The sequence below is a fragment of the Cellulomonas sp. P4_A2 genome, from assembly GCF_056402515.1.
The window spans coordinates 161900-182989 of record NZ_JBFUHG010000003.1; the positions used below are offsets into that span (position 1 = coordinate 161900).

Genomic DNA, 21090 nt, shown 5'->3' on the forward strand with positions numbered 1-21090 from the left:
CCACCACGACGGTGCCCGGTCGGAGCTTGCGCTCCGGCCGGGCACCGTTGGATCGTCCGACTACCGAACGACACGCACCGAGAGAAGGACCCGATGACCACCACCGACGCCGTCGTCGACAAGCGCCGGGAACGCAGACGCTCCCCGGTCACCTGGGTACGTGGCGGCGGCCTGACCACGCTGCTGTTCGCGCTCCCCATGCTGGTGATCTTCGGGGTGTTCTCGTGGGCGCCGATCGTCAAGGCCGTCGTCATGAGCTTCCAGAAGACGAACCTCATCACGACGTCGTGGGTGGGCCTGCAGAACTTCGAGCGCGTCTTCGCGGACCCGGTGCTCCCGATCGCGATCCGGAACACCGCGTACTTCGCGGTGCTCGCCCTCATCTTCGGCTACCCGGTCCCGCTGATCGCCGCGGTGCTCATGAGCGAGGTGCGGCGAGGCAAGGGGATCTTCTCGGCCCTGGCCTACCTGCCCGTCGTCGTGCCGCCGGTCGTCGCGGTGCTGCTGTGGAAGTTCTTCTACGACCCGCGGCCCGAGGGCGTGTTCAACACGATCATCGGCTACGTCGGGATACCACCCCAACCCTGGTTGCAGAGCGCGACGTCGGCCATGCCGTCGCTGGTGCTCGAAGCCACCTGGGCCGCGGCCGGTGGAACGGTGATCATTTACCTGGCCGCCCTCACCAGCGTGCCCACCGAGCTGTACGACGCCGCCGAGGTCGACGGTGCGTCCATCTGGGGCAAGATCTGGCACGTCACGATGCCGCAGCTGCGCGGCGTCCTGCTCATCACCTTCATCCTGCAGATCATCGGGACGGCCCAGGTGTTCCTGGAGCCCTACCTGTTCACCGGCGGTGGTCCGGCCAACGCGACCGTCACCGTCCTGCTCCTCGTGTACAGGTACGCCTTCCAGAACAGCCTGGGCGGCAACTACGGCATGGCGACGGCGCTGAGTCTGATGCTCGCGGTGTTCCTGGCCGTGATGTCCCTCATCTACTTCCGCATCACCCGTAGCTGGAGCACCTCGTGACCACCACCACTCCCACCCCCGGCAGCGTCCCCCTGCCCGAGGCGTCCGAGACGCCGGTCGACGAGGGCGGCGCGCTCCCGACGCAGGAACCGACGGTCCGGCGCAAGGCCACCAAGGGCGACACCGCCGACCGCAGCGCCCTGTCGGTCGCCGACTGGCGCCGGCCCCGCGTCCGACGGACCTGGCGGACCATCCACGTCGTGCTCCTGATCCTGCTGGTCGTCGTGTGCGTCGGCCCGCTGCTCCTGCTCGCCAAGTTCGCGATCACCCCGACGATCGACATCCTGAGCGAGCCGCTCGCGTTCTTCCCGAACGGCGTGAAGTGGTCCAACCTGCACGAGGCCTGGTACGGCATCGACATCAGCAAGTACTTCGTCAACACCGTCGTGCTGGCGATCGGGTCGTGGGCCATGCAGCTGCTCGTCGCGACGACCGGCGGGTTCGTCCTGTCGGTCCTGCGCCCGGGCTGGGCCAAGTACGCGCAGGGCCTCGTGCTGGCCACGCTGTTCGTGCCGGCCGTGGTGCTGCTGGTGCCGCTGTACCTGATCATCCTTCACCCGCCGCTGATCGATCACTCGCTGGTGAACTCGTACTGGGCCGTCTGGCTGCCCGCGGGCGCCAGCGCGTTCAACGTCGTGCTGGTGGCGCGGTTCTTCGACAACCTCCCGCGTGAGGTGTTCGAGGCCGCCAAGGTGGACGGGGCCGGTCCGTTCCGGCTGTTCTGGTCGATCGTGCTGCCGATGAGCAAGCCCATCCTCGGCGTGGTGTCCGTGTTCGCGGTCATCGCCTCGTGGAAGGACTTCCTGTGGCCGCTGCTCGTCCTGCGCAACCCCGACCTCCAGCCGCTCTCCGTGCGACTCCCATCCATCGAGGCGACCACGGACAAGGGCACGCTCATGGCCGCCTACGCGATCGCCACCGTCATCCCGATCCTCATGTTCCTGATCTTCCAGCGGATGTTCCTGCGGGGCGCCGGCCTCGGTGGAGCGGTCAAGGGCTGACGCCCGCACGATTCTGACAACGCGTCCCGACAATCTCACGCGCCCGTCGGTGGGCTCACCGCCGGGCGCGCGGGTGCGCGGTGCGATGATCGATGCCGTGGTTCCCGACACTGCAGTGAGCACGCCCCCGTCCACCGCCAGCCCCGTCGCCCCGTACGACGCGCTGCTGCTCTTCTCGTTCGGTGGCCCGGACGGTCCCGACGACGTCCTGCCGTTCCTGCGCAACGTCACCGCCGGCAAGAACATCCCCGACGAGCGTCTCGCGGTGGTCGCCGAGCACTACCACCACTTCGGCGGCGCCAGCCCGATCAACGGCCAGAACCTCGCGCTGAAGAAGGCGCTCGAGGCCGAGCTCGCCCGCCGGGGCATCGACCTCCCGGTCGTATGGGGCAACCGCAACTGGACGCCGTACACCAGGGACGCACTCTCGGCCGCGCACGCCGACGGCGCGCAGCGCCTGCTCGCGCTCGTGACCAGCGCGTACTCGTCCTACTCGGGCTGCCGCCAGTACAGAGAGAACCTCTGGGCGTCCCTCGACGAGCTGAGCGTGGACGTCGGCCTCTCCGACGGCGAGCACCCGCTCGTCGTCGACAAGGTCCACTCCTACTTCAACCACCCGGGCTTCGTGCAGGCGAACATCGACGCGGTCGTCGAGGCGTACGACACGGCGCCGGCGGACGCGCGGCTCGTGTTCGTCACGCACTCCATCCCGGACACGATGGAGGAGGCGTCCGCGGTCTCCGGCGCGTCCTACAGCGCGCAGCACCTGGACGTCGCGGCGCTCGTCGCCGCCGGTGCCGCCGAGCGGCTGGGGCACCCGGTCACCTGGGACCTCGCGTACTGCTCGCGTTCCGGCCCGCCCAGCCAGCCGTGGCTCGAGCCCGACGTCAACGACCACCTCACGGCCCTGGCCGCCGACGGCGTCACCGCGGTCGTCCTGTCGCCGATCGGGTTCGTCTCCGACCACATGGAGGTCGCGTTCGACCTCGACACCGAGGCGCTCGAGACCGCGGCGCAGCTCGGGCTCGTCGCCGTCCGCGCCGACTCGGTCGGGGTGCGCGAGCCGTTCGTGCGGGGGCTCGTCGACCTCGTCGTCGAGCGCGCCGCCACCGCGCGCGCCCACGACGCCGGCGCCGAGCCGGAAGCGCCCGTCGCCGTCGGCAGCTACTCGGCCTTCCGCGACGTCTGCCGGCCCGGCTGCTGCCTGATGCGCGCCGGCCAGCCGACCGGCATCCCTGCCGCCTGCTCGACCGACCCGCTGTCCTGACGCACTGGAGATCCCTGCGATGACGCACGACGACGCCGAGGCCCTGAACGCGACCGTCCGATACACGATGTGGACCGTCTTCGCGCTCGAGGAGGTGCTGCCCGAGAGCGACCGCGAGCGTGCGGAGCTGATCTCGGACGCCCTGAAGGCCGTGTCCGACGACGGCCTGGTGATCCGCGGCTGGTACGACGTCGCCGGTCTGCGGGCGGACGCCGACCTCATGGTCTGGTGGCACGCCGAGACCGTCGAGGAGGTCCAGGGCGCCTACCAGCGGTTCCGCGCGAGCGACCTGGGGCGCCACCTGCTGCCCGTGTGGTCGGTGGTCGGGCTGCACCGCCCGGCCGAGTTCAACCGGTCCCACGTCCCCGCGTTCCTGGCGGGTGAGCCCGCCGGCGACTACATCTGCGTCTACCCGTTCGTGCGGTCCTACGACTGGTACGTGCTGCCCGAGGACGACCGCCGACGCATGCTCGTCGAGCACGGGCAGGCCGCCCGGGGCTACGCGGACGTCCGCGCGAACACGGTCTCCGCCTTTGCGCTCGGCGACTACGAGTGGATCCTCGCGTTCGAGGCCGCCGAGCTGCACCGCATCGTCGACCTCATGCGCGACCTTCGTGCCACGGACGCGCGCCGGCACGTGCGCGAGGAGATCCCGTTCTACACGGGCCCGCGCGTCACGCTCGAGGCCTGGGCGGACCGGCAGCCCAGGGGCTGAGCCGTTCCTCGCGCGCGGTGGCAGGATCGGCCTCATGGTCGACCTCGCGGGGACATGGCGGTTCACGGCGGTGCAGGGTGCCGACGTCACGGCGGGGCTGCGCTCGGCGCCCTTCCTGACGTTCGACGGGGACGGCGTGGTCTACGGGGACGCCGGGGTCAACCGCGTGCGCGGCACGTGGGAGCTCGTCGGCACACGGCTCGTCTTCGGGCCGATGGTCTCGACGATGATGGCCGGACCGCCCGAGGCGATGACGTGCGAGCAGCGGATCTTGCGCCTCGTCGGCGACCCCGTCGAGGTGATCGCCCCCGACGGCGACACGATCGAGCTGGACGGCTCGGGCGGCGCGGCCACGCTGGTCCGCGACGAGCACGCAGGAGACCGTCGGGTCTAGGGCACGCGGCGTCCGACCTTCGTCGGTCTGCTCGCACCTAGCCGCACCTGGGACGCGTGCGCACTCCTGAGGCACCGCTGGTGCCCCACGCGTGCACCTGCGCCCCCAGTGCGGCGAGACAGGCGCGCGCGTCAGGCAGTGACGCGGGCCGGCCAGCGGGAGGCGATGGCCTCGACCGTGTGCTGGCGGGTCGCGATGTCGAACGCGGTGCCGGTGATCATCAGCTCGTCGGCCGCGGTCCGCTCGACCAGCGCCGCCAGCTCCTCGGTGGCGCGGTCCGCCGTCGTCGCGATCTGCGTGCCGGGGAACTTCTCGAAGAACTCCGCGGCCTGCACCGGGTCGATCTCGGCGAGGACGGCAGCGGCGTCCTGCGGGGAGACGATCGGGCCGAGCGGCCGGCCGGAGCGCAACGACAGGGCCATCACCCGGCTCGGGCCGGCCAGGTAGTGCGCCTCCTCGTCGGATCCCGCGACGAGCACCGACGCCGAGATCATGAGGTGCGGCTGGTCGAGCACGGGCGACGGTCGGAAGGCGTCCCGGTAGGCCGCGGCCGCCTGCAGCGTCAGGCCGGTGTTGAAGTGGTTGGCGTACGAGAACGGTAGGCCGAGCTGGCCCGCGAGCTGCGCGCTGAACAGTGACGACCCGAGCAGCCAGACCTCGGGGGCGGAGGTGGCGGCGGGCGTCGCGGAGAGCCGGGAGGCCCGCAGGGAGCCGGCGTGGCCGTTCACCGAGACGCCGAGCAGCACCAGCACGTCGATGAGCTCGGCGGGGAAGTCCTCGGCGCCCAGCCCGTCGACCGTCCGACGGAGCGCCGCGGCGGTCATCGGGTCGGCACCGGGAGCGCGGCCGATGCCGAGGTCGATGCGTCCGGGGTGCAGCGCCTCGAGCATCGCGAACTGCTCGGCGACCACGAGCGACGGGTGGTTGGGCAGCATCACGCCACCCGAGCCGACGCGGATCGAGGTCGTCGAGGCCGCGAGGTGCGCGATGAGCACGCCCGGGGACGTCGAGGCCACCGCGGCCATCGAGTGGTGCTCGGCCACCCAGAACCGCTGGTAGCCGGCCGCCTCGGCGGTGCGGGCCAGGGCGGTGGACGCGGCGAGGGCGTCGCCCGAGGACTGGCCGGCGGAGACGGGTGCGGTGTCGAGGACGGAGAGGGGTGCGAAGGTCACGTCTGTCGCAACGTCCGCACCCCCGTCCGTACTCCCTTACGGGTACAGACCCCGGATCTGGTGAGCCTCGGCGACCCGTCGGACCCCGATGGTCAGCGCCGCGTCCCGCAGCGAGATCCCCTCGGCCTGCGCGAGCGCCGCGACGGCCCGGTGCGCCGTGACCATGCGGTGCTCGAGTCGGTCCTCGATCTCGCGCTCGGTCCACCAGTACGCCTGGTTGGCCTGCACCCACTCGAAGTAGGAGACGACGACACCGCCGGCGTTGGCCAGGATGTCGGGCACGACGACGACGCCGCGCTCGCCGAGGATGCGGTCGCCCTCGGCCGTCGTCGGACCGTTGGCGCCCTCGACCACCCAGCGTGCCTTGACGTTCACCGCGGTCTCCGCGTCGATCACGCCCTCGACCGCAGCCGGGACGAGCACGTCCACGTCGAGGGCCAGCAGCTCGGTGTTGTCGATCGGGTCACCGCCGTCGAAGCCGACGACGTGACCGGTGAGCTGGACGTGCCGGGTCAGCGCCGAGACGTCGAGCCCGTCGCTGCGGAACACCCCGCCGGTCTCGTCGGAGACCGCGACCACGCGCGTCCCGGCGTCGTGCAGGAAACGCGCCGCGTGCGACCCGACCTTGCCGAACCCCTGGACGGCCGCGCTCACCTCGTTGAGCTGCACGCCCGCGTCGCCGAGTGCCGCCGCGGCCGCGTGCACCACACCGCGCGACGTCGCGGTGGCCCGGCCCAGCGACCCGCCGACGGCGACGGGCTTGCCGGTGGTCACGCCGGGGATCGTGTAGCCCTGGCTCACCGAGTACGTGTCCATGACCCACGCCATGGTCTGCTCGTCGGTGCCGATGTCCGGCGCCATGATGTCCCGCTCGGGGCCGATGATCGGCATGATCTCGCTGGTGTAGCGCCGGGTCACGCGCTCGAGCTCCTGCTGCGAGTGCTCCCGCGGGTCGATCGTCACGCCGCCCTTGGCGCCCCCGTACGGCACGTCGACGACCGCACACTTCCAGGTCATCCACATCGCCAGCGCCCGGACCTCGTCCACGTCCACCGACGACGAGTACCGCAGCCCGCCCTTGCCCGGCCCGCGCGAGATGTTGTGCTGGACGCGGTACCCCATGAACAGCTCGATCTCGCCGTCGTCGCGCCGCAGCGGGACGGCCACGTTCATCTCGCGACGAGGGGTGGCGAGCATCTGGTGCAGGCCATCGCCATAGCCCAGGATCTCGACCGCGGACGCGAGCTGCGCCTTGGCGGTGTCGAGCGGGCTGGCGGGTTCTGGGGTCTCTGTGAGGTCGGTCACGTGGGACACCCTGTCACTGTCGGCGTCGGACGCCAGGGAGGCCCGAGGGGCGAGCCGTGGATGTCCAAGCCTCGGAAGCGGTCGCGTGAACTCCGGCGGTATCGGGCGCTGATCTGGCCCTTCGACGCCGCAGGCCTGAGACTGGACCGGACCCCGACGAAGGAGCGGCATGTCGCAGGACGTCTCGAACGATGCAGTCCGGCTGGCTCGGCAGTGGCTGTCGGCGACGGAGCAGGGGCAGACCTCACGCGAGCGCAGGACGACCGGCCGGCTGGCCGACCTCGTCGCCGATCCCGCCGGGCTGGAGCTCGCGGTGCGGTTCGTCGACCGGGTGGCGCGACCGCAGGACGTGCGGGTCGCGGCGCGTGAGCTGGCCGAGCTGAGCGCGTCGTCGGCGGGGTTCCTCGGCCGTGCCGACAAGGCGATGCTCGGGCTCGGGTCGCGGGTCGGACCGATGCTGCCATCGGTCGTCGTGCCCGCGGCCCGGGAGCGCCTGAGGTCGCTCGTCGGGCACCTCGTCGCCGACGACGGAGCGGGGCTGGCCAAGCACCTCGCCCGGACGCGCGCCGACGGCTTCCGGCTGAACCTCAACCTCCTGGGCGAGGCCGTGCTGGGGGAGCGGGAGGCCGCCGCGCGGCTCGCGCGGGTCACCGCGCTGGTCGAGCGTCCGGACGTCGACTACGTGTCCGTCAAGGTCTCCGCCGTGGCCAGCCAGCTGTCGACGTGGGACACCGAGGGGTCGGTCGCGCGCGTGGTCGAGCGGCTGCGGCCGCTGTACCTGACGGCCGCGGCTCACGGGACGTTCCTCAACCTCGACATGGAGGAGTACCGCGACCTCGCGCTCACCATCCGGGTGTTCGAGCGGCTGGCTTCGGACCCGCTGCTGAAGGACGCCCCGATGGGGATCGTGCTGCAGGCGTACCTGCCGGACGCGTCCGACGCGCTCGACGAGCTGACCTCCGTCGCCGGTGGACGCACCGGCGACGCCCGCCTCAAGGTGCGGCTGGTCAAGGGCGCCAACCTCGCGATGGAGCAGGTGGAGTCCGAGCTGCACGGCTGGCCGCAGGCGCCCTACACGTCCAAGGCCGACGTCGACGCCGCCTACCTGCGGCTCGTCGACCGCTCGCTGTCGCCCGAGCGCACCCGCCACCTGCGCGTCGGCGTCGCCAGCCACAACCTCTTCCACGTCGCTGCGGCGCACCTCCTCGCGCAGGAGCGCGGGGTCGGCGAGGCCCTCGACGTCGAGATGCTGCAGGGCATGGCCCCGGCGCAGGCCCGCGCGGTCCGCGACACCGTGGGCTCGGTCCTGCTCTACACGCCGGTGGTCGCACGGCACGACTTCGACGTCGCCATCGCCTACCTGGTGCGGCGGCTCGAGGAGAACTCGGCGAGCCAGAACTTCCTGCACGCCCTGTTCGCCGACGACGCCGCGATGGATGCCCAGGAGTCGGCCTTCCGCGTCGCGTACCGGGACCGGCTGCTCCCGCCGACCGCGCCGCGCCGCGTGGCGCGCCCCGCGCTCGACCTCTCCGACGCGTTCGCCAACACCCCCGACACCGACCCCGCCGCGGCGCTCGCGCGGGCGTGGGCGCGGGGGATCGTCGAGCGCGAGATCGACGCGCCGCCCGGTGCGGTGGTCGTGTCGTCCGTGGAGGAGGTCGACGAGGTCGTCGCGAACGTCGGTCTCTCCTGGGCCTCGGTCTCGCCCGCCGACCGGGCCAAGGCCCTGCACCGGGTCGCCGAGTCGCTCGAGGAGGCCCGCGCGGACCTCGTCGCGGCGATGGTCCACGAGGCCGGCAAGACCGTCGCCGAGGCCGACCCCGAGGTCAGCGAGGCCGTCGACTTCGCCCGCTACTACGCGGACTCGGCCGCTGCCCTCGCGGACGTGCGCGGAGCCGTGCACACCCCGGCCGGCATCTCGGTGGTGACCCCGCCGTGGAACTTCCCGGTCGCGATCCCGGTCGGTTCGGTGCTCGCGTCGCTCGCCGCCGGCAGCCCGGTGATCGTGAAGCCCGCGCCGCAGACGCCGCTGTGCGGGCAGGTCGCGATGGCCGCGATCCAGCGGGGGCTGGATGCGCCGGGCGCGCTCACCGTGGTGCTCAGCCCCGAGGGGGCGGTCGGCAAGCACCTGGTCACGCACCCGTCGGTGTCGCGCGTGCTGCTGACCGGGTCCATCGAGACCGCCCGGCTGTTCGCCGGCTGGCGTCCGTCGCTGGACGTCTACGCCGAGACCTCCGGCAAGAACGCCCTGGTCATCACACCGTCTGCGGACGTCGACCTCGCGGTCGCCGACCTGGTGAAGTCCGCGTTCGGGCACGCCGGCCAGAAGTGCTCGGCCGCGTCGCTCGCCATCCTCGTCGGCACCGCCGGACGCTCCGACCGCCTGCGGCGCCAGCTCGCCGACTCCGTCTCGTCGCTGCGCGTCGGCCCGGCCACCGACCTCGGCAACGCCGTCGGGCCGCTGACCGAGCCGGCGAGCGGCAAGCTCCTGCGCGCCCTGACGACGCTGGAGCCGGGGGAGTCCTGGCTGGTCACGCCCCGCCGGCTCGACGACGAGGGCCGCCTGTGGTCGCCCGGCGTGAAGTTCGGCGTCCAGCGCGGCTCGTGGTTCCACACCACCGAGTGCTTCGGTCCGGTGCTCGGGATCATGTTCGTGGAGACGCTCGACGCGGCGATCGAGGCCCAGAACGCCGTGCCGTTCGGCCTGACCGGCGGGCTGCACTCGCTCGAGGAGGCCGAGATCGAGCAGTGGCTCTCCCGCGTCGAGGTCGGCAACGCCTACGTCAACAGGCACATCACCGGCGCGATCGTCCGGCGCCAGCCCTTCGGCGGCTGGAAGGCCTCGACCGTCGGCCCCGGCGCCAAGGCCGGCGGCCCGCACTACGTCGCGCAGATCGGGTCGTGGGCGGACTCCGCCGAGGTCCCGGTGTCCGACGACGACTGGTTGGCCTGGGCCGCAGCAGACGACGAGCGCCTGTGGGCCTCGCGGTTCTCGGTCGAGCACGACCCGTCCGACCTTCGCGTCGAGGCGAACATCCTGCGCTACCGCCCCGTCCCGCTGCTGACGATCCGGGTGGGTTCCGGTGCACGGCCGGTCGAGGTGGAGCGCGTCCGGCACGCCGCCGCGACGGCCGGCGTCCGGGTCTCGGTCAGCGAGCTCGCGCACGAGCCCCACGAGACGTTCGCCGGCCGCGTCCGCGACGGCTGGGTCACGGGCCGCATCCGCGTCGTCGGCGAGGCACCCGGCCTGCGCGAGGCCGCGGTGACCCGCCTCGGCGACGTGACGGTGCTGGACGCGCCGGTCGTGGCGTCCGCGGCCCGCGAGCTGTTGACCGTGGTCCGCGAACAGGCCGTCAGCCGCACCCTGCACCGCTTCGGCCACGTCCCGCCGAACCGGGCCGAGTCGTCGTGAGGTCGTGCGTTCCGCACGACGACAAGCTCGCGCTGAGCGCGGGCCGAGGGCCTACGCCGACGCGCGGATGACCAGCTCGGGCGCGAAGATCAGCGGCTCCGTCGGGGGAGCGCCGTTGAGCTGCGCGAGGAGGCGGGCGCCGGCCGCGCGGGCCATGGCGACGACGGGCTGGATGACCGACGTCAGCGGCGGGACGGTCGAGGCGGCGACGCCCAGGTTGTCGTAGCCGACCACGGCCATGTCGCCGGGCACGTCCTTGCCCAGCTCGGCCAGCACGCCCAGGGCGCCGGCGGCCATGAGGTCGGAGGCGATGAAAAGCGCGTCGAGGTCGGGGTGCTGCGCGAGGATCTCGCGGGCGGCGGCCGCGCCAGAGGCCAGCGTGAAGTCACCGTAGGCGACGGCGTCGTCGGCCATCCCGGACGCCGCCATGGCGCTGCGCCAGCCGGTGAGGCGGTCGATCCCACCGGACATGTCCTGCGGGCCGGCGATGGTGCCGATGCGCTTGTAGCCGCGCTCGATCAGGTGCTGGGTGGCGATGCGGCCGCCCTCGACGTTGTCGGTGTCGACGTACTGGACGCCGCGGTCGTCGGCGGACAGCGGGCGACCGACGAAAACGTTCGGCACGCGCGAGGCCTGCAGGGCGCGGTCGAGCTCGTCGTTGCGGTGGTGCGAGACGACGATCGCGCCGTCGACGTGCCCGTTGCGCAGGTAGCGGACGGTGCGCTCGGAATCGCCGGGGCGGGCGATGACCAGGACGACCTGCACGTCGGAGTCGGCCAGCGAGGTGCTCAGGCCGTTCAGGGTGCCGGCGAAGAACGGGTCGGACAGGACGCGCTCGTCGGGCTCGGGCACGACGAGGGCGATCGAGTCCGTGCGACGGGTGACCAGCGAGCGGGCAGCACGGTTGGGCGTGTAGCCGAGGTCGGCGACGGCCATCTCGACCGAGGCGAGGGCCTCGGGGGAGACGCGCAGGCCTCCGTTGATCGCGCGCGACGCGGTCGAACGAGACACCCCTGCGCGCTCCGCCACCTGCTCGAGCGTCGGCGCGGGAGGCCGCCCGTCGTCGATCTGCTGCGTCACGTTCTCGACCACCGTTGGTCTTCCCTCCTTAGGCTGCGTGAGCAGCGACGGCGTACCGGCCGGACGCGTGGGACCAGTGTCCTGGTCCGTCGCGTCAGCCTGCCACGGTTGCTCAGCCCTTGACCGCACCTTGCATGATCCCGGCGACGAGCTGCCGCCCGGCGATGACGAACAGGATGAGCAGCGGGATCACCGACAGGACGACGCCGGCCATGATCAGCGACATGTCCTTGAAGTAGGCGGCCTGCAGCTGTTGGAGCGCGATCGGCAGCGTCGGGTTCTTCGAGCCCAGCACGATGAAGGGCCAGAAGTAGTTCGTCCACGACGCCACGAACGTGAAGAGCGCCAGCATGGTCGCCGCGGGGCGGGCCGCCGGGAGCGCGATGCTCCAGAACGTCCGGAGCATGGACGCCCCGTCGACGCGGGCGGCCTCGATGAGCTCGTAGGGCAGCGCCTGCTCGAGGTACTGGGTCATCCAGAACACGCCGAACGCGGTGACCAGGCCGGGCACGATGACGGCCTGGATCTGGCCGATCCAGTGCAGCTGCTTCATGACGAGGAACAGCGGCACGACGCCGAGCTGGGTGGGGACCGCGGTGGTCGCGATGACGAAGACCAGCAGGGGAGCGCGACCCTTGAACCGCAGCTTCGCGAACGAGAACCCGGCCAGCGTCGAGAAGAACACCACCGACAGGGACATGATCACGGCGATGATCACCGAGTTGATCACGGCCTGCGTGAACGGGACGCCGGACTCCAGGACGCGGCTCACGTTGTCGAAGAAGTGGCTGCCGGGGATCAGCGACGGGATCGGGTGCCGCGCGATGTCCGGGGCCGTCGACGACGCGAGCAGGAACGCGTAGTAGAGCGGGTAGAACGAGATGATGATGACGATCGTCAGCAGGACGTAGGTGAGCCACCGCGGCCGACGCTGCGTGCCGCCCTCAGGGACCGCGCGGCCGCGCCTGCGCGCCGCGCTGCGTGCCGCGCCCCTGCCGGCGAACTGCTCGATCGCCGCGACGGACGGCGCGCCGCCCATCTCGCCGCCGGCGCCGGCTCCCATGACGCTCATGCGCCGACCCTCTTCCTGTTCTTCTTCTTGCCACCTTGTTGCTCGGAGGAGATCCGTCGCGTGATCAGGTAGTTGACGATGCCGATGATGACGATGATCACGAACAGCAACCAGGCGACGGCGGCGGCGCGACCGAAGTTCTTCTGCGCCCAGCCGAGCTGGTAGATGTAGTTGGTCACGGTGAGGTACTGCTGGTCGGAGCCGCCGCGGCCGTCCTGGTCGAACATGCGGGGCTCGTCGAAGATCTGCAGGCCGCCGATGGTCGACGTGATGATCACGAAGATGATCGCGGGGCGCAGCATCGGGATGGTGACCGAGAAGAACTGTCGGACCCGGTTGGCGCCGTCGATGAGCGCCGCCTCGTAGATGTCCCGCGGGATGGCCTGCATCGCCGCCAGGAGGATGAGGGTGTTGTAGCCGGTCCAGCGGAAGTTGACCATCGTCGCGATGGCCACGTGGCTGGGGAGGACCTCGGCGTGCCAGCGGACGCCCTCGAAGCCGAGGTCGCGCAGGATCTGGTTGATGATGCCGGACTGGTCCGCGAACATCTGCCCGAAGATCAGGGCGACGGCGACCGGTGCGACGACGTAGGGGACGAGCACGCCCATGCGCCAGAACGTCTTGGCGCGCAGGTTCGCGTCGAGGATCGCGGCGATCACCAGGGCGATGGCGATCTGCGGGATCGAGCTCAGCAGGAAGATGCTGAGGGTGTTACGGACGGACTTCCAGAAGATCTCCTGGTGCAGGACCGTCGAGAAGTTCTCGAGCCCGACGTAGTCGCCCTGGCCCTTGAGCAGCCCCCACTCGTGCACGGACACGAACGCTGTGTAGAACAGCGGGAACAGTCCGACGACGATGAAGAGCAGGAAGAACGGCGAGATGTACAGGTAGGGCGAGAGCTTGACGTCCCAGCGCCCGAGTGTCTGGGAGAAGCCGGCGCGGCGCGGAGTCCTGCTCGGCGCGTCGCCGGCCGTGGACCCCGCAAGGTTCGGGGTTCGGGTGCTGGTCATTGCTTGTCCTTCGCGTGCTGGACGGGTTCGAGCAGGACGACGGTGGCACACCGGGGCCGGGTGGGACAGCCCTCCCGGCCCCGGTGCTCACACTGTGTCGTCAGCCGAGGTCGTTGACCGCGGTCTCGAACTTGGCCCAGGACGAGGCGGCGTCGTCGGTCTTGTCGACGTCGACCCGGGTGTACGCGTCGCCGAGGGCGGCGTTGATCGGGAAGTACTGCTCACCGCGGTACGGCTGGGTCGCGATCGGCGCGAACCGGTTGGAGAAGATCTCACCGGTCGGGGCGTCGTTGAAGTACGGGTCCGTCTTGGCGACCACGTCGGCGTTCGTCGTGGCCTCGGTCTGGCTCGGGAAGTTGCCGAAGGTGGTGAAGACCTTGGCGGCCTGCTCCGGAGCGGTCAGCCAGTCGGCCAGGTCCTTGGCGGCGGCGGCGTTCTTGCCGTCCGCGGGAACCAGGAGGTAGGAGCCGCCCCAGTTGCTGGCGCCACCGGGCATGACGTCCGCGACGTCCCAGTTGGTCTGGTCGGGCGCGTTGCCGGCGATGATCTGCGTCATCCACGGCGGGCACAGCTGCGTGGCGAACTTGTCACCCTTGAAGGCGTCGTTCCACTCCGGCGTCCACTGCTTGAGGTGTGCCGACTCGGCGAGGACCTCAGGGCTGGTGAGCTGGTTGTAGACGGACAGGGTGGGGGAGTCGGGCTCGAGCACCGTGATCTCGCCGGTCTCGGGGTCCTCGAACGGGGCCTCGAGCTGGTTGATCATGCCCTGCGAGAGCGCGCCGATCGAGTCGAACCAGGCGACACCGGCCGGGGCCGACGCCATGAACTGCTGGCCGACGGCGAAGTAGTTGTCCCAGTCACCGTCGAGCATCTGAGAGACGGACTCGCGGTCGCTCGCCAGGCCGGCTGCCTCGAAGAGGTCCTTGCGGTAGCAGATGGCCTCGGGGCCCGAGTCCGTGCCGTAGCCGATGAGCTTGCCGTCGGTGTCCGTGGCCATGTCCGTCTTCCAGTCCGGCCAGCGGTCCGTCACGGTGTCCGAGCCCAGGTCCAGGAAGAAGTCGGAGGATGCGAGCAGCTCGGGCATCCAGTCGCCGTCCGCGGCGACGATGTCGTCCGCGACGGTGTCGGTGGCGATCGCGTTCTGCACGGCGAGACGAGCGTTGTCCGACGTGTCGATCTTGTTGCTCTTGATCGTCACGTTGGGGTGGTCCGCCATGTACTCCTTGTACAGGTCGGTGTAGCCGAACTCGTTGAACGTCGCCACGGAGAGCGTGATCTTCTCGTCCGACGGGGCCGACGACGAGTCGTCGCTGCCGCCGTCGCCGGAGGAACACGCCGTGGCGAGCAGGGTGATGCTGGCGACACCCGCAGCTGCCGCCCACATCTTGCTAGAGGTCTTGCGCACAATGACTCCCTTGTCAGTCGGACGGCGTCCTCGCCGTAACCCGAGGGCTCCCGTGATCCGCGCAGCCGCAGTGCGTGCTCGGACGTCAGGTGGGCCTGGTGGACCCGGCGTGGTCGCGCTCCCATCCGCAGTGTGCGGGAGCGTTCCCACGCGTTGCCGAGAACTGTCGTCGGAGGCCCCTCAGGTGTCAAGCAGCCCGACACGTCGAGATGCCGTGGTAGCGATCCCACGCTCATGAACCTGCAGGTCAAAGTCTCTTTACCGTGCCAGACGCGTTACCGAATCGTTACGGCGTGACGGGCGGTTTGTTACCTGGTGAACGGTGCCGTGGGAGCCGTGGTCACGCGTGGTCGGCGATCCATCGCGTCGCGACGCCCTGCTCCACCTCGAGCGCGGCCCGCACGGCGCCGGCGGCCGCGTTCTCGATCGCGGAACCGAACAGGGGCATCGTCGACTTGAGGTCGCCGTCGTAGCTGACCGTGCTCGCGTCGGGGCCCGCCGGGACCAGCCGGGTACGTCCGCTGAGCCGCACCGGGGCGCCCGCGATGTCCAGGACGACCGTGCCGATCCGGGAGCCGTCGGCCGCCGGAGCCTCCCACGCCTCGACCTGACGGACGTCGATGCTGTTGCCGACGAAGCTGCGCAGGTGGGACGGGATCTGGTCGGTCGGCAGCGACCGACGCGTGGTGACCGTGAACTCGCCGTCCGCCGACCCCGTGATGTCGACGTGCTGCTCGAGCGCGCCGCTCGCCCGGACCTTCGCGTGCACGTAGTCCGGGTCGCTCAGCAGGAGGGCCGCGTCATGGGCTCCGGTCGGCAGGTCCAGGGTCACGTTCAGTCGCACGGGAGGGTCCTTCGGGGATTGTGGTTGTCGTCCGAGGGTAGCCGAGGGCGGCGCCGCGGAACCGGTCGGACGACGCCCCCACGCCACCTACCCTGGTGAGGTGTCCACACTGAGCACCCTCGTCGCTCGCCACGCCGCCCTCGACGGCCCCGACCTCGAGTGGTTGCACCTCCTGGTGGGGGACTGGCAGGTGCTCTCCGACCTCGCGTTCGCGGACCTGGTCCTGTGGCTCCCCACGGCCGACGGCGACTTCGTGGCGGTCGCCCAGTGCCGCCCCTCCACGGGCGCCACGGTGCACTACGACGACGTCGTCGGCTCGACCGCGCCGGACGGGCAGCGTCCGCAGCTGCAGCGCTCGCTCGACGAGCGCGCGGCCCAGCGGTCCCGGGAGCCCCGCTGGTTCGGCTCCTACGCCGTGCGCGAGGAAGCCGTGCCGGTGGTGCGCAACGGCCGACCGATCGCCGTTCTCGCCCGCCAGACCAACCTCGGCGGCGCCCGCACCCCCAGCCGGCTGGAGCTCAACTACGTCGAGGCCGCCGACGACATCTTCGCGATGGTCGGCCGCGGGGAGTTCCCGGCCCCGGACGCCCCCACCGGCCCGCGCCGCGGCGCGCCCCGCGTCGGCGACGGGCTCGTCCGCCTGAACTCCGAGGGCGAGGTGCTCTACGCCAGCCCGAACGCGCTGTCCTGCTTCCACCGGCTCGGGGTGGTGGGCGACCTCGTGGGCCGCTCGCTCGTCGAGGTCACCGCCGACCTGATCTCCCAGGAGGACACGGTCGACGAGTCCATGCCGCTGGTCCTCATGGGCCGGGCGCCGTGGCGCGTCGACGTCGAGTCGCGCGGGGTCGCACTCTCGCTGCGGTCGGTCCCGCTCACGGAGCACGGGCAGCGCGTCGGCGCGGTGCTCCTGTGTCGTGACGTGTCCGAGCTGCGGCGTCGCGAGCGCGAGCTGATCACCAAGGACGCGACGATCCGCGAGATCCACCACCGCGTGAAGAACAACCTGCAGACCGTCGCCGCGCTGCTGCGGCTGCAGTCCCGACGGATGAGCTCCCCGGAGGCGCGCGAGGCGCTGGGGGAGGCCATGCGCCGCGTCGCGACGATTGCCCTGGTGCACGAGACCCTCTCGCAGACGCTCGACGAGTCGGTGCCGTTCGACGACCTCGTCGGCCGCAGCCTGCGCCTCGCCGCGGACGTGGCGACCGAGGGCGCCCACGTGCGGACCACCGTCCGGGGCTCGTTCGGCTCGATCCCCGCCGAGGACGCGACCGCCCTGGCGCTCATCCTCACCGAGCTCGTCACCAACGCCGTCGAGCATGGGTTCGAGGGGCGCGAGTCCGGAACCGTCGAGGTGATCGTGGACCGGCAGGACGACGTGATCCGCGTCGAGGTGGCCGACGACGGCTCCGGCCTGCCCCCAGACCGCGCGGACGGCGCCGGGTCCGGGCTGGGCACGCAGATCGTCTCGACCCTCGTGACCAACGAGATGCGCGGCACCATCGCCTGGTCGAGCCGGGAGGGCGGCGGGACGTCCGTCGTCATCGAGGCCCGCCTGCGCGCCCCGCGCGACGCGGGGTCGCTGATCTAGCCGTCTACCCGCGGACGCGGCCACGGCCCGCCCCGCCTGTTCGGACGCGGGACGAGGTCGGCGACCGCCCCACGGCGACCCGGCCGGTCCCGACGAGGTCGGCTGGCGCCTCGGGCCGGTCGGCGCAGGCGGTGCGGAGGCTGCCTGGTGGCTCGGGCGGGCCCCCTGCTGCCACCTGGCCGGTCTCGACGAGGTCGAACGTGCCGATCCTGCGGCACTTGTGACACCTGATGCCTCGTGAGGCGCGGTCAGCGCCTCAGGAGCTCACTCCTGTACCAAGTGCCGCTAGATCGGCACGGACTGCCACCGTGCGAGTGGCCGCGTGTGCGAACGGCGGCGTGCGTGCGTCGCTCGTCGCGCACAAGGACGTAGTCGACGTCCGTCACCGCCCCACGACGCACGAACGCCGCGCACCCCGAGGGGTGCGCGGCGTTCGGAAGAGTGCTGTGGTCAGCCCGCGCGACGCTGGCGCGCGGTGCGGCGCTTGAGGGCGCGGCGCTCGTCCTCGGACAGGCCGCCCCAGACGCCGGCGTCCTGGCCGGTCTCGATGGCCCACTTCAGGCAGGTGTCGACGACGGGGCAACGGCGGCAGACGCCCTTGGCCTCCTCGATCTGCAGGAGGGCAGGTCCGGTGTTCCCGATCGGGAAGAACAGCTCGGGGTCCTCGTCGAGACACGCTGCGCGGTGGCGCCAATCCATGAGCTTCTCTCCTAGGCACACGTCCGTCCGGCGCCCGGGGTCTGGGCGCGCGGGACTGGACATGAAATCGGGGGGTGTTTGCGGGGGCTGTTGGTGCTTCAACAAGGGTCACACCCGCCTGCCGTCCGCACAAGGGGTTACGGGAAGGTTTCATGTCGGTAACGACTGAGGCGTTCGTCACACCTGTGTCCTGCCTGTGGGTGAGCCACGTCACGACGAAGCCGCAGGTCGGAGCCTATGTAGGACAAACGTCCAGGTCAGAAGGCTGTCCTGACCTCGCCTTTCGCAACAGGTGACGTACCAAAGCACCTCCGCGGCGTGGTATCGCGGAGCACGCACCGGACGTCCTGATACGCGGCGCGACGAGTCTCTAGGCTCGGACCCGTGACCGACACCCGCCCGCCCATGCTGCTCGCCGTCTGCTGCCTGATCGTCCTCGAGGCCGCGGCGTTCGCCGGTCTGGGCATCGCGGTGGGGTCCGAGCTGGTGCGCGGCCGGGCGACGATGCCGGGCGCGACGGCGTTCCTCGCGGTCTGCGGCCTCGGCGTCGCGGCGCTGCTCGGCCTCTGCGCCCGCGGGCTGTGGCGGGGGCGTCGCTGGGCGCGGTCGCCGGTGATCATGTGGCAGATCCTGCTCGTGATCCTCGCGGTGAGCTGGTACAACGCCGCCCCGTCGGTGTGGGCGTTCGTGGTGATCGTGATGGCCGCGGCGATCGTCGTCGGCCTGTTCCTCCCGGCGGTCGTCCGCGCGACGACGCCCCCGCGCGAGGCTCAGCCGGGGTCGTAGACCTGCACGAGCGTCACGTCGCGTTCCATCGCCAGCGCGCCGCGCCCGACCGTCCGACCTCCGGGCACGGCGAGCCACCGGGACCGGGGTCCGACGAGCTCGGCGGACGCCGGGTCCGAGGCATCGAGGACCAGCACGCGCCGGCCCCGCAGCAGCCCCGGCAGCGCGCCGCGGTACGCGCCGGCTGCCGACAGGGCGGTGCTCGTCGCGACGATCCGCACGCCCAGGTTGGCCACGAGGTCCGGGTGCTCGCGCTCCACCTCGTCGAGGTCGTCGACCAGGAGCGTCACGGCATCCGGGAGCGTGGCCGCCCCGGCCGCGTCCACGCTCGAGAACCGCTCCAGCGCGGGGGACGGCTCGCCCGAGGCCAGCCGGAGCACGGGGTGACCGCCGCGGACGAGGCCGAGCCCGACGACCGCGAGCGCCGTGCTGCGGCCCGATCCCGGCGGTCCCGCGACGAGCAGGCCGCGGGACACGTCCACGGCGGTCGGCACCGCGTCGTCGCCTCCGATCCCGAGGAACACCCGCCAGGGAGTCGTGGCGTGGTCCGCCTCGATGTCCGTCAGCGGTGCTCGGCGCGGCAGCGGCCGTACGCGCACCACCGACGGGTCGGGCTCGGCGCGCGCACCGACCGGCTCGGGCGCGAGCGCCACCTGCACCTGCTGCGCGCCGGCGGGCGCGAGGTGGATGGCCCGGCCGGGCGTGAGGCGTGGGCCGGTGAAGGCGGTGGGCACGCCCGCGAGCGCGTCGAGCATCGGGTCGGCGAGCGGCAGGACCAGCCGGTCCCGGAACGCACCGGCGTGCTGGGCAGCCACGGCGCCGACCTCTGCCGTTGCCGCGACACCCGTCGTGCCGCTCGCCCGACCGCCGCGCCACGCGGCAGTGAGCCGGTCGGCGCCCGCGCCGCGTGCGAGCTCGCCGAGGGTGCCGAGCAGGAGGTCGACCCGGTCGACGAGCAGCACCGTCCGCGGACCGTCCGGCCGATCCAGCAGCTCGAGGAGCCGCGCGGTCTCCACCACGTCGTCGACGGCCAGGACCGTGCCCAGGGACCCGTGGACGTCGCCGGCACGCAGTCGGGCGACCGCCTCCTCGGGCAGGCCGACGACGTGCACCGACCACCCCTGGGCGAGCGCGCCGAGGCCGACGGTGACCAGCGTCGTCGACCGTCCCGAGCCAGGGCCGCCCAGGACGAGCAGGTGGCCGCCCGCGGGATCCCACCGCACCGCCGCGCGGCGCTGCTCCTCCGGGAGGTCCGCGACGGCGAGCGCGACGCCCGGTCCGGCCTCGACCTCGTCGACGCCGACGACGAGGGGCAGCGCAGGCAGCCACGGCACCGGGGCGCTCGGGCGGTCGCTGGCGGCCTCGACCGCGGCGGCCACCCACGAGGCGACCGCGTCGGGGTCACGGTCCGCCGCGCCGGGCGTCCAGCGGGACGGTGAGCCCCAGGGCGGCGCGAGCCGGGCGGCCGGGACCTGGGGGACGGTCGTCGCTCGCGCCACCTGCACCGCCTCGACCGGGCGCGACCCGCGACGGACCAGCGCGCGACCGGGCGTGCGCGGGTCGATCGCCGCCGCGTCCGGGACGTCCAGGACGTCGGTCGAGTCCGCGGCGTCCGCGACCCGCAGCGCGATGCGCAGGCTGACGTTCGCGCGGAGGTCAGCTCCGACCGCCCCCGCAGGCCGCTGCGTGGCCAGCAGCAGGTGCACACCGAGCGCCCGACCCTGCGCCGCGAGCCGGGCGAGCGCGGCCGCCGCGTCCGGGACGTCCTCGGTCAGCGCGCGCAGCTCGTCCACCACCACGAGCAGACGCGCGGGGGTCCCGGGGTCGGTCGGCGAGAGGTCGGCGAGGTCGCGTGCGCCGGCGGCCACGAGCACCCGCTCGCGCCGCCGGAGCTCGGCACGCAGGCCGCCGAGCACCCGGTGCGCGTGCGCGGCGTCCAGGTCGGTGACGTGCTCGAGGACGTGCGGCAGCCCCGCGACGGCCCCGAGCCCCGTGCCGCCCTTGAAGTCGACCAGCAGGATCGCGAGGCGTTCCGGCGGGTGGGTCAGGGCGAGGGCGAGCACGACGGTGGTCAGCAGCTCCGACTTGCCGGCCCCGGTGGTCCCCGCGACCAGCGCGTGCGGTCCGTCGGACACGAGGTCCACCGTGACGGGTCGGCCTGCGGCGCCGGTGCCCAGCGCGACGACCATCCCGGCGGCCGACCCGTCCCAGGCGGACGAGACGGCCCCGGCGACGGGAGCCGGGACGCCGGGCTGCGCGCCCAGGGCGGCGCCCGCCGGGAGGTCGAGCGGGGCCTCGGCTCGGCGGCGCA

The 21090-nt window shown here is 72.2% G+C and carries 17 protein-coding genes; 8 read left to right on the plus strand and 9 right to left on the minus strand.

Going from position 1 to position 21090, the window contains the following annotated elements:
• Positions 1 to 93: 93 nt before the first annotated feature.
• The 5 genes from AC1DUE_RS04705 (at position 94) to AC1DUE_RS04725 (ending at position 4406) form a co-directional block, all read left to right on the plus strand.
• Positions 94 to 1029, plus strand: coding sequence for a carbohydrate ABC transporter permease (locus AC1DUE_RS04705; RefSeq protein ID WP_477038238.1), 936 nt, complete (start codon positions 94 to 96; stop codon positions 1027 to 1029).
• Entirely contained in the window at positions 1026 to 2030 is a 1005-nt protein-coding gene (locus tag AC1DUE_RS04710) for a carbohydrate ABC transporter permease (RefSeq protein ID WP_477038239.1), read from the plus strand. Before AC1DUE_RS04705 ends, AC1DUE_RS04710 begins: the two co-directional genes overlap by 4 nt.
• An 85-nt stretch (positions 2031 to 2115) precedes the next feature.
• Positions 2116 to 3297 carry a ferrochelatase gene (locus tag AC1DUE_RS04715; protein WP_477038240.1) on the plus strand — a complete coding sequence of 394 codons (1182 nt, stop codon included), beginning with the start codon at positions 2116 to 2118 and terminating at the stop codon, positions 3295 to 3297.
• 19 nt (positions 3298 to 3316) lie between these two features.
• Positions 3317 to 4012: a hydrogen peroxide-dependent heme synthase gene (hemQ, locus tag AC1DUE_RS04720; protein ID WP_477038241.1), complete on the plus strand. Its 696-nt coding sequence runs from the start codon at positions 3317 to 3319 to the stop codon at positions 4010 to 4012.
• Between the two features lie 34 nt (positions 4013 to 4046).
• Entirely contained in the window at positions 4047 to 4406 is a 360-nt protein-coding gene (locus AC1DUE_RS04725; RefSeq protein ID WP_477038242.1) for an META domain-containing protein, read from the plus strand.
• 131 nt (positions 4407 to 4537) lie between these two features.
• Here the strand turns inward: AC1DUE_RS04725 and AC1DUE_RS04730 are convergent, their stop codons facing one another.
• Together AC1DUE_RS04730 and AC1DUE_RS04735 are read right to left on the minus strand one after the other, a co-directional pair.
• Entirely contained in the window at positions 4538 to 5578 is a 1041-nt protein-coding gene (locus tag AC1DUE_RS04730; protein WP_477038243.1) for an LLM class flavin-dependent oxidoreductase, read from the minus strand.
• A 36-nt stretch (positions 5579 to 5614) separates the two neighbouring features.
• Entirely contained in the window at positions 5615 to 6883 is a 1269-nt protein-coding gene (locus AC1DUE_RS04735) for a Glu/Leu/Phe/Val family dehydrogenase (RefSeq protein ID WP_477038244.1), read from the minus strand.
• Positions 6884 to 7052: 169 nt separating this feature from the next.
• Here AC1DUE_RS04735 and AC1DUE_RS04740 point away from each other — a divergent pair, with 169 nt between their 5' ends.
• Positions 7053 to 10295, plus strand: coding sequence for a proline dehydrogenase family protein (locus tag AC1DUE_RS04740; RefSeq protein ID WP_477038245.1), 3243 nt, complete (start codon positions 7053 to 7055; stop codon positions 10293 to 10295).
• A 51-nt stretch (positions 10296 to 10346) separates the two neighbouring features.
• Here AC1DUE_RS04740 and AC1DUE_RS04745 read toward each other — a convergent pair whose 3' ends face one another.
• The 5 genes from AC1DUE_RS04745 to AC1DUE_RS04765 form a co-directional block, all read right to left on the minus strand.
• On the minus strand, positions 10347 to 11375 hold the full coding sequence (locus AC1DUE_RS04745; RefSeq protein WP_477038246.1) for a LacI family DNA-binding transcriptional regulator: 1029 nt from the start codon (positions 11373 to 11375) through the stop codon (positions 10347 to 10349).
• A 112-nt stretch (positions 11376 to 11487) separates the two neighbouring features.
• Positions 11488 to 12447 carry a carbohydrate ABC transporter permease gene (locus tag AC1DUE_RS04750; RefSeq protein WP_477038247.1) on the minus strand — a complete coding sequence of 320 codons (960 nt, stop codon included), beginning with the start codon at positions 12445 to 12447 and terminating at the stop codon, positions 11488 to 11490.
• Complete coding sequence (locus AC1DUE_RS04755; protein WP_477038248.1) at positions 12444 to 13457, minus strand: carbohydrate ABC transporter permease; 1014 nt, start codon at positions 13455 to 13457, stop codon at positions 12444 to 12446. Before AC1DUE_RS04755 ends, AC1DUE_RS04750 begins: the two co-directional genes overlap by 4 nt.
• 100 nt (positions 13458 to 13557) lie before the next feature.
• Positions 13558 to 14862, minus strand: a complete 1305-nt coding sequence (locus tag AC1DUE_RS04760) for an ABC transporter substrate-binding protein (RefSeq protein WP_477038249.1) — start codon at positions 14860 to 14862, stop codon at positions 13558 to 13560.
• Positions 14863 to 15202: 340 nt separating this feature from the next.
• Complete coding sequence (locus tag AC1DUE_RS04765) at positions 15203 to 15706, minus strand: DUF2505 domain-containing protein (protein ID WP_477038250.1); 504 nt, start codon at positions 15704 to 15706, stop codon at positions 15203 to 15205.
• Positions 15707 to 15806: 100 nt separating this feature from the next.
• Here AC1DUE_RS04765 and AC1DUE_RS04770 point away from each other — a divergent pair, with 100 nt between their 5' ends.
• A complete protein-coding gene (locus AC1DUE_RS04770; protein ID WP_477038251.1) occupies positions 15807 to 17294 on the plus strand; it encodes a sensor histidine kinase in 1488 nt (495 codons plus the stop codon).
• 450 nt (positions 17295 to 17744) lie between these two features.
• Here AC1DUE_RS04770 and AC1DUE_RS04775 read toward each other — a convergent pair whose 3' ends face one another.
• Positions 17745 to 17993, minus strand: a complete 249-nt coding sequence (locus AC1DUE_RS04775; RefSeq protein WP_028044865.1) for a WhiB family transcriptional regulator — start codon at positions 17991 to 17993, stop codon at positions 17745 to 17747.
• 384 nt (positions 17994 to 18377) lie between these two features.
• Here AC1DUE_RS04775 and AC1DUE_RS04780 point away from each other — a divergent pair, with 384 nt between their 5' ends.
• Positions 18378 to 18779, plus strand: coding sequence for a hypothetical protein (locus AC1DUE_RS04780; RefSeq protein ID WP_477038252.1), 402 nt, complete (start codon positions 18378 to 18380; stop codon positions 18777 to 18779).
• On the opposite strand, the gene AC1DUE_RS04785 is transcribed toward AC1DUE_RS04780, so the two are convergent.
• Positions 18764 to 21090: FtsK/SpoIIIE domain-containing protein (locus AC1DUE_RS04785; RefSeq protein ID WP_477038253.1), on the minus strand; the 2327-nt coding region annotated here is incomplete at its 5' end. The two genes, AC1DUE_RS04780 and AC1DUE_RS04785, sit on opposite strands and share 16 nt — an antisense overlap.

Excerpts from the sequence above, each read along its gene's own strand:
- hemQ (WP_477038241.1), top strand. The coding sequence starts at position 3,317 with ATGACGCACGACGACGCCGAGGCCCTGAACGCGACCGTCCGATACACG.
- AC1DUE_RS04750 (WP_477038247.1), bottom strand. The coding sequence starts at position 12,447 with ATGAGCGTCATGGGAGCCGGCGCCGGCGGCGAGATGGGCGGCGCGCCG.
- AC1DUE_RS04705 (WP_477038238.1), top strand. The coding sequence starts at position 94 with ATGACCACCACCGACGCCGTCGTCGACAAGCGCCGGGAACGCAGACGC.
- AC1DUE_RS04740 (WP_477038245.1), top strand. The coding sequence starts at position 7,053 with ATGTCGCAGGACGTCTCGAACGATGCAGTCCGGCTGGCTCGGCAGTGG.
- AC1DUE_RS04775 (WP_028044865.1), bottom strand. The coding sequence starts at position 17,993 with ATGGATTGGCGCCACCGCGCAGCGTGTCTCGACGAGGACCCCGAGCTG.
- AC1DUE_RS04715 (WP_477038240.1), top strand. The coding sequence starts at position 2,116 with ATGATCGATGCCGTGGTTCCCGACACTGCAGTGAGCACGCCCCCGTCC.
- AC1DUE_RS04725 (WP_477038242.1), top strand. The coding sequence starts at position 4,047 with ATGGTCGACCTCGCGGGGACATGGCGGTTCACGGCGGTGCAGGGTGCC.
- AC1DUE_RS04755 (WP_477038248.1), bottom strand. The coding sequence starts at position 13,457 with ATGACCAGCACCCGAACCCCGAACCTTGCGGGGTCCACGGCCGGCGAC.